Origin of the sequence: Natronobeatus ordinarius (assembly GCF_024362485.1) — an archaeon.
GTDB lineage: Archaea > Halobacteriota > Halobacteria > Halobacteriales > Natrialbaceae > Natronobeatus > Natronobeatus ordinarius.
The window spans coordinates 267,013-279,792 of record NZ_CP101456.1; the positions used below are offsets into that span (position 1 = coordinate 267,013).

At 65.7% G+C, this 12,780-nt stretch carries 14 protein-coding genes; 6 read left to right on the forward strand and 8 right to left on the reverse strand.

All coding sequences use genetic code 11. The features are described 5' to 3' along the window. The first annotated feature begins 23 nt into the window (after nt 1–23). Nucleotides 24–242, forward strand: a complete 219-nt coding sequence (locus NMQ09_RS01415) for a hypothetical protein (RefSeq protein WP_255192673.1) — start codon at nt 24–26, stop codon at nt 240–242. Here the strand turns inward: NMQ09_RS01415 and NMQ09_RS01420 are convergent. Further along, nucleotides 218–1,021, reverse strand: a complete 804-nt coding sequence (locus tag NMQ09_RS01420; protein ID WP_255192674.1) for a class I SAM-dependent methyltransferase — start codon at nt 1,019–1,021, stop codon at nt 218–220. The two genes, NMQ09_RS01415 and NMQ09_RS01420, sit on opposite strands and share 25 nt — an antisense overlap. Before the next feature lie 125 nt (nt 1,022–1,146). On the opposite strand from NMQ09_RS01420, the gene NMQ09_RS01425 reads away from it, so the two are divergent. After that, complete coding sequence (locus NMQ09_RS01425) at nt 1,147–1,392, forward strand: ferredoxin (protein ID WP_255192675.1); 246 nt, start codon at nt 1,147–1,149, stop codon at nt 1,390–1,392. 144 nt (nt 1,393–1,536) lie between these two features. Here NMQ09_RS01425 and NMQ09_RS01430 read toward each other — a convergent pair whose 3' ends face one another. After that, a complete protein-coding gene (locus NMQ09_RS01430; protein WP_255192676.1) occupies nt 1,537–2,649 on the reverse strand; it encodes a pyridoxal-phosphate-dependent aminotransferase family protein in 1,113 nt (370 codons plus the stop codon). Between the two features lie 308 nt (nt 2,650–2,957). On the opposite strand from NMQ09_RS01430, the gene NMQ09_RS01435 reads away from it, so the two are divergent. Beyond that, entirely contained in the window at nt 2,958–3,380 is a 423-nt protein-coding gene (locus tag NMQ09_RS01435) for a methylated-DNA--[protein]-cysteine S-methyltransferase (RefSeq protein ID WP_255192677.1), read from the forward strand. Between the two features lie 3 nt (nt 3,381–3,383). Here NMQ09_RS01435 and NMQ09_RS01440 read toward each other — a convergent pair whose 3' ends face one another. The 6 genes from NMQ09_RS01440 to NMQ09_RS01465 form a co-directional block, all read right to left on the reverse strand. Further along, a complete protein-coding gene (locus NMQ09_RS01440) occupies nt 3,384–4,076 on the reverse strand; it encodes a rhodanese-like domain-containing protein (RefSeq protein ID WP_255192678.1) in 693 nt (230 codons plus the stop codon). A gap of 76 nt (nt 4,077–4,152) precedes the next feature. Further along, on the reverse strand, nt 4,153–5,187 hold the full coding sequence (locus NMQ09_RS01445; RefSeq protein ID WP_255192679.1) for a DMT family transporter: 1,035 nt from the start codon (nt 5,185–5,187) through the stop codon (nt 4,153–4,155). A 415-nt stretch (nt 5,188–5,602) separates the two neighbouring features. Then, complete coding sequence (locus tag NMQ09_RS01450) at nt 5,603–6,091, reverse strand: plastocyanin/azurin family copper-binding protein (protein ID WP_255192680.1); 489 nt, start codon at nt 6,089–6,091, stop codon at nt 5,603–5,605. A gap of 278 nt (nt 6,092–6,369) precedes the next feature. Next, the gene (locus NMQ09_RS01455; protein WP_255192681.1) at nt 6,370–6,972 is read right to left on the reverse strand and encodes a twin-arginine translocation signal domain-containing protein; all 603 of its coding nucleotides are present in this window, start codon (nt 6,970–6,972) and stop codon (nt 6,370–6,372) included. A gap of 127 nt (nt 6,973–7,099) precedes the next feature. Further along, entirely contained in the window at nt 7,100–7,603 is a 504-nt protein-coding gene (locus tag NMQ09_RS01460; RefSeq protein ID WP_255192682.1) for a PKD domain-containing protein, read from the reverse strand. A 147-nt stretch (nt 7,604–7,750) separates the two neighbouring features. Beyond that, entirely contained in the window at nt 7,751–8,986 is a 1,236-nt protein-coding gene (locus NMQ09_RS01465; protein WP_255192683.1) for an MFS transporter, read from the reverse strand. A 131-nt stretch (nt 8,987–9,117) separates the two neighbouring features. Here NMQ09_RS01465 and NMQ09_RS01470 point away from each other — a divergent pair, with 131 nt between their 5' ends. The 3 genes from NMQ09_RS01470 to metX all read left to right on the forward strand — a co-directional run bounded on the left by NMQ09_RS01470 (nt 9,118) and on the right by metX (nt 12,767). Further along, nucleotides 9,118–10,050 (forward strand): DUF6159 family protein, encoded by a 933-nt coding sequence (locus tag NMQ09_RS01470; RefSeq protein WP_255192684.1) that lies wholly within the window; start codon nt 9,118–9,120, stop codon nt 10,048–10,050. Between the two features lie 151 nt (nt 10,051–10,201). Then, on the forward strand, nt 10,202–11,545 hold the full coding sequence (locus NMQ09_RS01475; RefSeq protein ID WP_255192685.1) for an O-acetylhomoserine aminocarboxypropyltransferase/cysteine synthase family protein: 1,344 nt from the start codon (nt 10,202–10,204) through the stop codon (nt 11,543–11,545). 16 nt (nt 11,546–11,561) lie between these two features. Further along, nucleotides 11,562–12,767, forward strand: a complete 1,206-nt coding sequence (gene metX, locus NMQ09_RS01480; protein WP_255192686.1) for a homoserine O-acetyltransferase MetX — start codon at nt 11,562–11,564, stop codon at nt 12,765–12,767. Nucleotides 12,768–12,780: the final 13 nt, after the last annotated feature.

Here is a 12,780-nt window from a genome sequence, read left to right on the forward strand (position 1 = left end):
GTCGACCTGAAACGTCGAGTCGAATGGCCCGGTGTCGACGATGCGACGCAGAGCTCTCGAGACACGACGACGAGTGTCCCCACTGTGGCTACAATCCGGGCTCGGCCGTCCGGCGGTTCGGCCTCGGGCTGGTCATCTTCGGCGGGGCGTTCGCCCTGGTCTCGCCGCCGATCGGGCTGCTCGGCGTCTTCGTCGGGATCGTCGTGATGGGCGGCAGCTACCTGTTCACCCCCGCCGGCTGATCGGCCCCCGGCTTCGTCAGCACCGCCTTGTACGTCGCGTCGGGCATCGAGACGACCTCCTCGACCGACCAGGGCGTCCCGATCGTCGCGTCGGCGAGCCGGTCGGGGTCGAACAGCAAGAAGTGAAGCGTTCGACCGACCACGCGCGTCCGCTCGTCCTCGTCGCCAGCCTCGAGCGGCGGTTCGTACTCGAGGTGGAAACACCGGTGAGCGATCCCGGACCGCGGGTCGGGACGGGAGCCCAGCAGGTCCCCGTCGACCTCGGCCGGGTCGTAGTTGTGGACGACGGCCACGCCCGCCTCGTCGGTGACGCGGGCGAACGACGCGAGCAGCTCCCGGACGCCCGCGAGCGAGCCGGCGAGGCCGACCTGGGTGCCGACCGCGTGGACCGCCCGGAAGCGGCCAGGATCGAACGCCGCCTCGAGCTCGAACACGTCCACCACGCGGGCGTCCTCGAGGCCGCGTTCGCGGGCCGCACGGATCGCGTGGGGACTGACGTCGATCCCGGTCACGTCGACGCCCCGACGGGCGAGCCACAGCGCGTGCTGGCCCGCGCCACAGCCCGCGTCGAGGACGGGGCCGTCGAGGGAGGCCAGACGCTCGAGGAGCGACCCCGTCGCCTCGGCCCACTGGCTCGGCGGGCTGAAGTAGTACGCCTCGACGTGACCGTCGCGCGTGTCGGCCCCGTCGCGGTAACGCAGCGTTCCCGGCTCGCCGCGCTGGTGGTCGTACATGGCCCGTCCGAGCGGATCGGCCGACTCGTTCACGCTGGGGTCCATACGGAAACGCAGGCTCCCCGGAAATATAATGTCCGGTTGAAATATGCCCCCATGTAACGAGGGACATGGAGAGAGGTCGGGCGAGCCCCGTCAAGGATTTACGCCGAACCTCCGAAGAGTCCGGTATGAAAGTCGAGTTCGACGAGGAAGTCTGCATCGGGATGTATCAGTGTGTCGCCGAGTGGGACGCCTTCGAGAAGGACAAGTCGAAAGGGAAGGCCGTCCTCGAGGACGCAGAGGAGGTCGAAGACGGCGTCTTCGTGCGTGAGGTTCCCGAGGCCGCGGAGCTCGACGCGAAGTTCGCCGCCCGAACCTGTCCCGTCGACGCGATCACGATCTACGACGACGACGGCGAGCAACTGATCCCCTGAGACGGGAGCCTCGATTTTCGAAATCGCTCGCTCGAGCGTACCAGTCGGCTCCTCGAGCGCACGCTCGAACGTCGGTTGGTGATCGGGAACCGGCGAACCGAAACACGGACGAACCCCTCGACCGCCCGGACTCGCAGACGACGGTTACAAGCCGGCGACGTCCTCGATGGCGTCGGTCAGGGCCTCGATCGACTCGAGGTCGTGTTCGCCCATGTGGCCGATACGGAACGTTTTCTCGCCGAGTTGCGAGCCGTAGCCGTTCGAGAAGACCATATCGTACTCCTCGCTGACGGCGTCGATGGTCTCGGCGACGTCGATGCCCTGGGTGTTCTCGATACAGGCCACCGTCTGGGATTCGTAGCCCGCCTCGGGGAACATCTCGAAGTGCTCGCGAGCCCACTCGCGGGTGTACTCGGCCATCTCGCGGTGGCGTTCGTCCCGGGCCTCGTGGCCTTCCTCGAGCATGTGCTTCATCTGTTTGCGGTAGGCGAGCATGATCGGGATCGCCGGCGTGGAGTGGGTCTGGCCCTTGCGATCGTAGTAGTCGAGACAACGCTGGAAGCCGCCGTACCACGAGGCGGTGTCCCGCTCGAGTTCGCGCTCGTAGGCGTCCTCGCTGACGACGCAGACGGCGAGCCCCGGCGGCATCGCGAACGCCTTCTGGGTCGACGTGAAGATGACGTCGATCTCGTGGGCGTCGACGTCCACGTAATCGCCACCCAGCGCCGAGACGGCGTCGACGACGAAGTAGGTATCAGGATACTCGGCGACGACGTCGCCGATCTCCTCGACGGGGTTCCGGACGCCCGTAGAGCTCTCGTTCATCACGCAGGCGACGACGTCGTACTGGGTGTCACTCGTCTCGAGCGCCTCGCGGACGTCCTCGGGCTTGACCGCCTGGCCCCACTCGTACTCGAGGCGGTCGACGGTCTTGCCCAGCCGTTCGGCGACGTTGGCGTGGCGTTCGCTGAAGCTCCCGCAGGTCGCCACTAACATGTGCTCGTCGACGAGGTTGAGCGTCGAGGCCTCCCAGAACTCGGTGCCCGAGGCCGTGAGGACGATCACGTCGTTGTCGGTGCCGAGGAACGTCTTCGTGTCCTCGACGATGGTCGTATAGAGGTCCGTCATCCGGTCCATCCGGTGGCCGAACATCGGCTCACACATCGCCTCGACGACGTCCTCGCGAACCTCGGTCGGACCCGGAATGTACAGCGTCTTCTCTGGATAGTCGGCTTTGTATTCGCGTTTCTCGGTCACGGAAACCACCTGAGTGAGGCCTACTGGGTCGCGAGACGGTATGGTGCTTTTGATCCCGACATCCGTCCGAGACGGACGACCGACTCGAGACGACGCCCACCGGGCCCGCGGTCGGCTTCGGGTGTGAATCACAACCCCTTCATTTCGACTGGAAACCGCAGTGCTCGTGCGACAAGTTACTCGAGTTGAAACGAATCGACGGGGCGTTCGTGATCGAACGCGAGTCGACGAGCGACGTCCCGTTTCAGCGCGTAGCAGGGACTTATGGGTTTCGACGCGAAAGGGCGGATGGAGAAAACACTCGAGCCATGGACGTCGACGTTCTGGGAAGCACGATCGAGATCGACGCCTCCGTGATCGCCGCGTCGCCCGCCGAGATCCGGGCGCAGGTACGGGCGTACGAGCGCGGCGACCGCCGGACGTTCGAGCTGGACGTCGAGTTTCTCGACGGGCTGACCGGCGCGGTGATGGCGGCGATGACCGAGATTCCCTACGGCGAGACGCGAACCTACGGCGAGCTCGCCGCAACCCTCGAGACCGCCCCCGTCGCCGTCGGACAGGCCTGTGGCCGAAACCCCGTGCCGATCGTCGTCCCGTGTCACCGCGTCGTCGGGAGCGACGGCGGCCTCGGCGGCTACTCGGCCGCTGGCGGCGTGGCGACGAAACACCGGCTGCTCGAGTTCGAATCACGGGTGGAGACGGGACAGACTCGGCTGTCGGGAGGCTGGTAGCCGCTACCCCGTCACGACGCCGCTCGTGAGCTCCGCGAGCGTCGCTTCGAGCGCGTAGTCGGGCGCCTCGAGTTCGAGGCGCGTCGCCGGCGAGACGTCGACGAAGCCGGCCTCGAGCAGGTAAGAGCCGTCGTCCTGGACGGGGCTGATCTCGCGCTGGTCGGTCGCCGGCTCGGTGAGAAAGACGTACTCGCCGGCGTGGACGGGATCGGATCGGCCGCGGATCACGTACGTCTCGAGGCTCACCGACTCGTCGGCCGTCTCGACGGGGTAGCCGTTCTCGCGCCACGGATCGAACCCCTCCTCGAGGCCGTACACCTCCTCGTAGCCGTCACCGATCAGGGCCGCCGCCCGCAGGCCGGCCAGCGAGGTCGGACAGGTGCAGTAGGTCACGATGCGGGTGTCGGTCGGCCACGACGCGACGGGGTCGTCTTCCTCGAAGCCGTCGGGGGCGGGACTGAGAACCGCCCCGGCGACGTGGCCCTCGGCGTACTGACGCTGTGAGCGCGTGTCGACGAGTTCGACCGCGTCGTCCTCGTACCACTCGTGAACGTGCTCGAGCGGGGCGAACTGAACCTCTTCGCCACCCCACGTCTCCGTGCGGTAGTCGGCGGTCGGGTCGTCGTCGGAGAGACAGCCCGCGACCGTCCCGGCGGCGACGACGCCGCCCGCCGCGAGAAACGTACGCCTGTTCATCGGGTTCCCTACGGAGATGCGAATAATATGGTTTCTGGTGGACTCGAGAAGCCGAGTGGCGGTGCCGTGAGCGACCCTAGTCGTCACACGGGGAATAACAGCCCTCGGCGTCCGGCCGCGAACTCGAGCGACGCGGCTGGCGTTCGCCGCCGTCGGACACGACGCGCGTTCGCTCGGCCGTCCCAGTGGGGCGACGGTCCCGGCGGCGACGAACGATCGGGGCGAGCAGCGTCCAGACCGCCTCGAGCTTGCACAGCGTGAACCCGAGGACGATCAGCCCGAAGCCGGCGACGGTCACGAGCGTGAGCGACTCGCCGAGGAGCGCCCAGCCGACGAGTGCCGCGACGATGGGGACGGCGTAGTTGACGAGGCTGAGTTCGGTTGCGCCGAGGCGCTCGAGCAGCGTGAAGTAGACGAAGAAGCCGGCGGCGGTGGCGACGACTGAGAGGTACGCGAGCGCACCGACCGCGGCGAGGGTGACCTCGACGGTGGCGAGCGACTCGGCGGGGTGGACGGCACTCAGCGTGTGCAAGACGAGTGCGCCGAGGGCCATCGACCACGCCTGGAGCGAAACGACCGGGAGCGTCCCCCGGAGTCGCTCGGTGAGCACGGAGCCGAGGGCGAACGTGATCGCCGAGAGGGCCAACAGCCCGACGCCGATCGCCTGCCCGTCGAGCGAGCCGCCGTCCAGTGCGATGAGAACGACGCCGGCGAGCCCCAGGAGGAGACCCAGGACCGTCGGCAGCCGAATCCGCTGCCGGGGAAGCAAGAGGAGTGCGAACGCCGGTGTGACGATCGGCAGCAGGCTGAGGACGATGGCGGCGACGGCACTCGAGACGTACGACTGCCCGACGAACAACAGCGCGAAGTGAGCGCCGATGAGCAGAAAGCCGCCGATGGCGATCAACGCCCAGTCCGTGCGCGTCCGCGGTCGCCACTGGTAGCCGAAGGCGACGACGGCGACCGCGAACAACGCGGCCGCGACGTCGAACCGGAGGGCGGCGAAGAAGATCGGCGGTAACGACTCGAGGCCGACCTCGATCGCCGCGAACGAACTCCCCCAGACGAGAGCGAGCGCGACAAATACGAGAATGTCTCTGTTAAAGGTCATGTAGACGTAACGTAACGAGTGTACTTCTACGTTTCTATTCGGCCGCTACAGCGCCCGTAGATCGGTAATTTGGTGTTGAATGCTATCGAGAGTCATCCAGAATGGCCATGTTACTAAGTATCAAGACATGTTTTCGGGGCGGATCGCGGGCGGGTCGAGGGATGGGGTGACCGAGAGAGAATACCTCCCGAGACGCGAACGGAATCCCGTGGGGTGAGCGAACAGGGAGGGAGTGCACCGATGACGAAGCTGCGCTGACAACCGGGCGCGCCGCTCGGCTCCGCAACGCGTGCGAGAACGGACGCCGATGGGCGAGTGCTCGCTGGGAGATCACGTTTCGTGCAGCAGACGACCAGCGGACGTGGAGCCGTCGCTGTACCGATGGAGAGTGGAAAAGCGAAATTCAGTGGGGAGTCTACCGGATTTCGATGCGGCCCTGCATCCCGGCGTGGGGGTCACAGCGGTAGTAGGCCATCTCCTCGGAGGCGACGACGCCCTCGAGCGTCTGTTCGTCGTCGGTGACGATGTCAGTTGCGTAGTCGTCGACGACTTCTTCGTCCTCGTCCCAGATCTCGATGTTGTGGCCGGCACCGTCCTGGTTGTACCAGGTGAAGTCGTACTCTTCACCCTCGAAGAGGACGATCGTCGGGTTCGTCTCACCGTCGATAACCGACGGGGAAACGCCTTCCCAGCCCGCCGTGTACGCGTTGAGCTCGATCGTGTCGACGCCTTCCCACGCGCTCTCGTCGATTTCCTCGCCGTCGTCGTCGTCACCGTTACCGTCGTCGGCGGGTGCGTCGTCGTCGTCGCCGTTGCCTGTACATCCTGCGACGAGTGCCGTCGCCGAGGCCGCGCCAGCGATCTTCAGCAGTCTCCGTCGGGATACCGATCCGTTTCGTGCCATCAGGCCAATGTTAGGACTGTAGGCTTAAAAATAAATCGGGAATTAGTTCGCATAGATGTATGCTAGCACAGGACGATGATCGTCCGGTAACACCGGATAAACTCAAAAGTTCTACACATTCGACCGCTCTGCACTCGGCCGATTCGCCGAGCGGTTGTTCGTGGCTCCAGTCGAAACGGGCCACTGTCTGACGCTGGTATCGGAACTAAGGAGTGGTAAAGTGTCGGTCGGTTATCTAACCGAACCGTCCGTGTGGTTCAGTTCGACTCGTCGGAACGCTACTCGTCGTTTTCTTCCTCGCCGTTGTCCTCGTCGCCGTTTTCTTCTTCATCGTCCACGTCTTCGTCGTCTTCGTCTTCGCCGTTCCCGTTAGCGACGACCTCGAGATCGCCCACCATCGTGGTCGCGTGCGGTTCACAGATGTACGTCACCATCTCCTCGCTGGCGGTGAACTCGAGGACCTGGTCGTCGCCAGGCTCTTCGACGATCTCGGTCGCGAGGTCGTCGACGATCTCGTCGTCTTCGTCGCGGATCTCGATGTTGTGCTGGGCACCGTCGCTCTCTTCGGGCCAGCCGATCGTGTAGTCTTCACCCTCCTGAAGGATGAGTGTCGGATTCTCTTCGCCTTCGATCTCATCGGGTGCGATCCCGACCCAGCCGGGCGTCTGCGCGTCGAACTCGATGTCGGTTCCGGGTTCGATCTCGAAGCCTTCCGCGTCCTCGTCTTCCTCCTCGTCGGCCGGTTCTTCGTCGTCGGCCGGCTCCTCGTCGTCCGGTTCCGCTGGATCGTCGTCAGCACAGCCGGCGATGAGTGCGACGACGCCCGTTGCACCTGCAACTTTCAAGTACCGTCGGCGTGACAGTGGATTATTACTCTCCATCGATACGAACGAAGCCCTCAACGATGTTAAAGGCGTTTTCAGCCCTTATTGAGAGTCATAGTCGGAAGGAGGATCGTTCGTTCATTCTATCATGTTCCAGATACTACTGTATTACTTCCGCGGGAAATTACTCGGAGATGAGTTCGATATCACCGACCTGCGTCGTCGGATGGAACTCACAGATGTAGGTCACCATCTCCTCGGAGGCGACGACGCCCTCGAGCGTCTGCTCTTCGCCTTGCTCTTCCATTCCCTCGGTCGCGTAGTCGTCGACGACCTCGTCGTCCTCGTCGTACATCGCGATATTGTGCATGGCGCCGTCCTCGTTCACCCACCGGAAGTCGTACTCCTCGCCCTCGAAGAGGACGAGGCGCGGATTGTCGACGCCTTCGATGAGGTCCGGCTCGATTCCAGTCCACGCCGCGGTCCGCCCTTCGAAGTAGAACTCGTCGATTCCTTCCCAGGCTTCCTCGTCGATTGCTTCGTCGTTGGGCTCCTCGTCGTCCGGCGCCTCGTCATCGGCCGGTTCGTCCGGATCGTCGTCCGCACAGCCTGCGGCGAGGGCCGTCAGCCCTACTGCACCGGCATATTTGAGGTAGGCTCTCCGACGAAGTGCGTCTGTTCGGCTCATCTACAGATGGGAGCACAGGCACGCTAATAAACGATATGCGGCATGTTCACGACAGTCACGAACCAGTGCCTCAATCCCGTGTCATACCAGCGATCACGAATCCGTCTCGTCGACATGCTGGCGATCGATCAGTTCGGGTGGGGTTACCTACACGTCGCTCTCCTCGCGTTCCTCGAGCCCGATCCCCGACACCCCGGGCGAGAGGTGCACGAACGCGGGGACGGCCACGAGCGCGATGACGATCTCGAGGCCGCCGACGACGAGGAAGGCGAGGCCATAGCCGTAGCCGTCGGCGACGGTGCCGCCGACGAGGAAGCCACCGAGGAAGCCGAGGCTACCGGCGAGATTGAATCCACCCATGGCGACGCCTCGTTCTGCCTCGTCGGCGAGGTCGGTCACGAGCGCCATCGTAGCGGGGGCGACGAGCGCGCCGAGGACGCCCACGCCGATCATCGCCAACGCGGCGAGTGCGACCGTCGGTGCCGCGCCGACCGCGAGGATACCGGCGCCGTACAACATCGAACCGAGAACGACCGGGATCACGCGCCCGATTCGATCCGAGAGAACGCCCAGGGGATACTGCAGCAACGCGAAGGGGGCGAAAAAGCACGCCAGCAGGAGGCCAGTCTCCGCCGCGTCGAGGCCGAACGTCACCTGGAAGTAGAGGGTTCCGACGAGGGCGAAAAAGCCCGCCGTCATCCGGTCGACGAAGCCGAAGGCGTAGGGAATCGTCAGCGTCGGGCGGCGGCGGACGCCCTCGAGGACGGCCCGAACGGTCCGACGGCGTCTGGGCGCGCGGTCGGGGACGACCGTCACGAGTGCGCCCACGACGACGAGCAACACGGCGGCGACGGCCAGCGGCGCGAGCGGATCGACCGTCGTGAGTTGCCCGCCGACGGGGGCGCCAAGCGCGGCGCCCAGACCGATGGCGATCCCCGCCGCACCCATGTTGCGACCGTGGCCGCCCTCGAGGTCCATCAGCATCGTCATCGTCAGCGAGAAGGCGCCGATCGTCATCGACCCCTGGAGCACGCGGAGGGCGAGGACGCCCTCGAACGGGAGCGAGCCGACCGCCGGGACGGCCGCGAGCGCAGCGTACCCGACCGCGCCCGCGAGCGCGCCTGAAACGATGAACGGCGTCCGTCGCCCCGTCGCGTCGCTCGCGATCCCCCAGAGGCCGACGAACGCCACGTAGCCGACGAACTCGGCGACGAGAAACCACATGCTCGCCGAGAGCGCCGTCTCGGCGAACGGCGACGCCCCCGGCTCGGCGCCGAGCGTCTCCACCAGCGTCCTGATCCCCGGGTAGAGCAACAGCTGTGAGAACAGCACCGTGAAGACCACGGCCGCGAGAATGAACCGATCCCGATCGCTCGAGTGCACGACCGACCGTTCGAACCGCGAACCTATGAAAGCGTCAGTCTCGATTCGGCGACCGGCGGCGAATCGACGAGCGACCCGACCAGATAGATATGCGTATTTATTTATGTAACTAGGCTGTTGAACTGAGTACAATGAGTTCCACGACTCCAAATTTACCCGGCGGCGCTAGCAACCGCTCCGGTACGGGATTTTTCGGTAAGTTCAAAACCGGGCTCAAACTCTCGAAAGACAGTCTGGGCGTCATCAGAGACCACCCGAAGCTGCTCGTGTTCCCGGCGATGGGGGCGCTCTCGTCGCTCGCGTTCTGGATCGTCTTTCTGCTTCCGCTGGTGATCGCCCAGTTCTTCGGGAGCGGGATCGAGTACGTCGTCCTCTTTTTCCTCTACTTCGTGACGACGTTCATGGCGACGTTTTTCACGGCTGGACTCGTCTTCGCAGTCAATCAGGCGTTCCACGGCGAGGAGCCGAGCGTCAGAGAGGGGCTGCAGGCTGCCTGGCAACGGAAGGGACCGATCCTCGTCTGGTCGGCCATCGCCGCGACGGTGAGCGTGATCTTGAAGAAACTCGAGGAGTCAGACCACGCGGCGGTCAGGATCCTCTCGTCGCTGTTCGCGCTCGGGTGGACCGTCATGACGTTCTTCATGGTGCCGGTGATCGTCTTCGAGGAGGTGACGGTGAAGTCGATGTTCACGCGAAGCGCCGAAACGTTCCGCGACACGTGGGGTGAGAGTATGGGTGTCGGGCTGGGCGTAACCCTGATCCAGGTTCTCATGGGGATCGTCGGCGTCGCCATTGCGGTCGTCCTGTCGCTCGTCATCGGGGCAATCGTGCCGGTGGCGGGCATCGTCCTCGGCATCTTCCTCGTCGGTGGCGCGCTGGTGCTTACGTACCTGGTCGGCCAGACGGTCTGGGCGATCACGAAGACGGCGCTCTACGTGTACGCGGCCGAAGACCGAGTGCCCGAACAGTTCGAGAACTTCGACTTCGAGACGCTCGAGGGACGGACGGAGCGAGCAGCGACACCGGGGAAGGTCAAACAGCCGAAAGCCCACCTGGACGACTGACACTGGCGGACAGTAGGCCGACCGAACGAAACGATTGTTGCACCGTCCACCGATCAGTCACGGGACTTCGGAATCGTGCGTCTGTTTCTCACTGGGCGGAATTTGCCGTTACTGTGGTGCATAAGAACGCAGAGAGATATGCATACAAAACATGAGCGACGACGTGAGCGATGGGGACGATCCACCGGAGTCGGGGTCGAGACTCGGGACGCAGAGTGTCCACGCCGGACAGTCACCCGATCCCGCGACGGGCGCGATGGCTCCACCTCTCTACCAGACGACCTCCTACGTCTTCGAGAGCGCCGACGACGCCGCCGGCCGGTACGCCCTCGAGGACGACGGCCACATCTACTCGCGGATCAGCAACCCGACGGTCGAGGTGCTCGAGGATCGACTCGCCACGCTCCACGGCGGTGCGGGCGCGGTGGCGACGGCGAGCGGGATGGCCGCCCTCGACGCGGCCGTCCTCGTGCTCGCGAAAGGTGGCGACAACGTCGTCTGCTCGACCGATACGTACGGCGGGACGACGGCGTACTTCTCGAGTACGGCCTCCCGTCGGGAGATCGAAACCCGGTTCGTGCCGACGCTCGAGTACGACGCCTACGCGGAGGCGATCGACGAGGAGACGGCGTTCGTCCACGTCGAGACCGTCGGCAACCCGTCGCTCGTGACGCCCGACTTCGAGCGCGTCGCCGAGATCGCCCACGCCCACGACGTGGCGCTGGTCGTCGACAACACGTTCGCAACGCCGGCGCTGTGTCGCCCGCTCGAGCACGGCGCCGACGTCGTCTGGGAGTCGACGACCAAGTGGCTCCACGGCTCGGGGACGACGGTCGGCGGGATCCTGATCGACGGCGGCGACTTTCCCTGGGCCGAGGGCGGCTACGAGGAGGTCGCCGGCGAGAGCCCGGCCTACCACGACGTCGACTTCTCGCGGGACTTCCCCGCCGCACCGTTCGCCGCCGCCGCCCGCTTTCGGTCGGTCCGGAGCCTGGGTAACCAGCAGTCGCCGTTCGACGCCTGGAACACGCTCCAGGGCCTCGAGACGCTCCCCCTGCGGATGGAAAAACACTGTGAGAACGCCGCGATCGTCGCCGACTACCTCGCCGACCACGACGACGTGGCGTGGGTGACGTACCCGGGGCTCGAGAGCCACCCGACCCACGAGAACGCCAGTCGATACCTGGAGGACTACGGCGGGATGATCGCGTTCGGCCTCGAAGAGGGCTACGAGGCCGGCAAGACCCTCTGTGAGGAAGTCGAGGTCGCGTCGTTCCTCGCGAACATCGGCGACGCGAAGACGCTCGTCATCCACCCCGCGAGCACCACCCACGGCCAGCTCACCCCCGAAGAACGGGAGGAAGCGGGCGTGACGACCGACCTGATCCGGCTCTCGGTGGGGATCGAAGATCCGGAAGACCTGCTCGCCGACCTCGAGCACGCCATCGAGGTGGCGACGCGACGGGCGAACGACCCACGAGGGGGACGGTCATGAACGAGGTGAGACGACCATGACGACGAAGGAGACGGCCGACCTCGGGGCGTACACGTTCGAGTGCGGGGAGTCGATCCCCTCCCTCGAGGTCGCCTACGAAACGTACGGCGAGTTCGACGGCACGAACGCGGTGCTGATCTGTCACGCGCTCACCGGCAGCTCACACGTCGCCCGTCGGCCCGACGCCGGCGACGGAACGGCCGGGCAGGCCCGCGCCTGGTGGGGCGACGTCGTCGGCCCCGGGAAGGCCGTCGACACGACCGAGTACTACGTCGTCTGTGCGAACGTCCCCGGCTCCTGTTACGGGACGACGGGACCCGCGAGCGAGAATCCCGAGACGGGCGAGCCCTACGGGACGGACTTCCCACCCGTGACCGTGGGCGACTGGACCCGCGTCCAGCGACGGCTGCTCGACGGACTCGGCGTCGGCCGGCTGCACGCGGTGATCGGCGGCTCCGTCGGCGGCATGAACGTCCTCGACTGGCTGCGACGGTACCCCGACGACGTCGAGCGCGCCGGCGCCGTCGCCACCGCCGCTCGCCTCGACGCCCAGTGTCTCGCCCTCGATACGATCGCCCGGCAAGCGATTACGGCCGATCCGAACTGGAACGGCGGCCACTACTACGACGGGCCGGGACCGGAGGACGGACTCGCTCGAGCCCGCCAGATCGGCCACGTGATGTACCTCTCGAAGGCCTCGATGGCCCAGAAGTTCGGCCGTCGGTCGGCGGGCCGGGAGACGGTTCGCGAGGAGCCGCCGGACCCCGCCGCCGCCTTCTTCCCGTACCGCGAGGTCGAATCCTACCTCGACTACCAGGCCGAGAAGTTCGTCGACCGCTTCGACGCCAACAGCTACCTCTACCTCACCCGCTCGATGGACGACTTCGACCTCTCGGCGGGCTACGAGTCAGACGCCGACGCGCTCGCCGCCTTCGAGGGCGAACTCCTGTTGCTCTCCTTTACCGGCGACTGGCACTTCACGGTCGAACAGGCCGACGACCTCGCCGAGGAGTGTCGCGAGGCCGACGTCGACGTCGCCCACCACGTCGTCGACTCCGACCACGGCCACGACGCGTTCCTCGTCGAGCCGGAGAAGGTCGGGCCGCCGCTCGCTGGCCTGCTCGAGAAGGGATTGGCCGCCCGCGCGATCACCGACACTAGAGGGGTCGACCCCGACGACTACGAGTTCGCCCCGGTGCACGCGAGCCTCTTCTCGAAGTGACGGGCAACGAGCG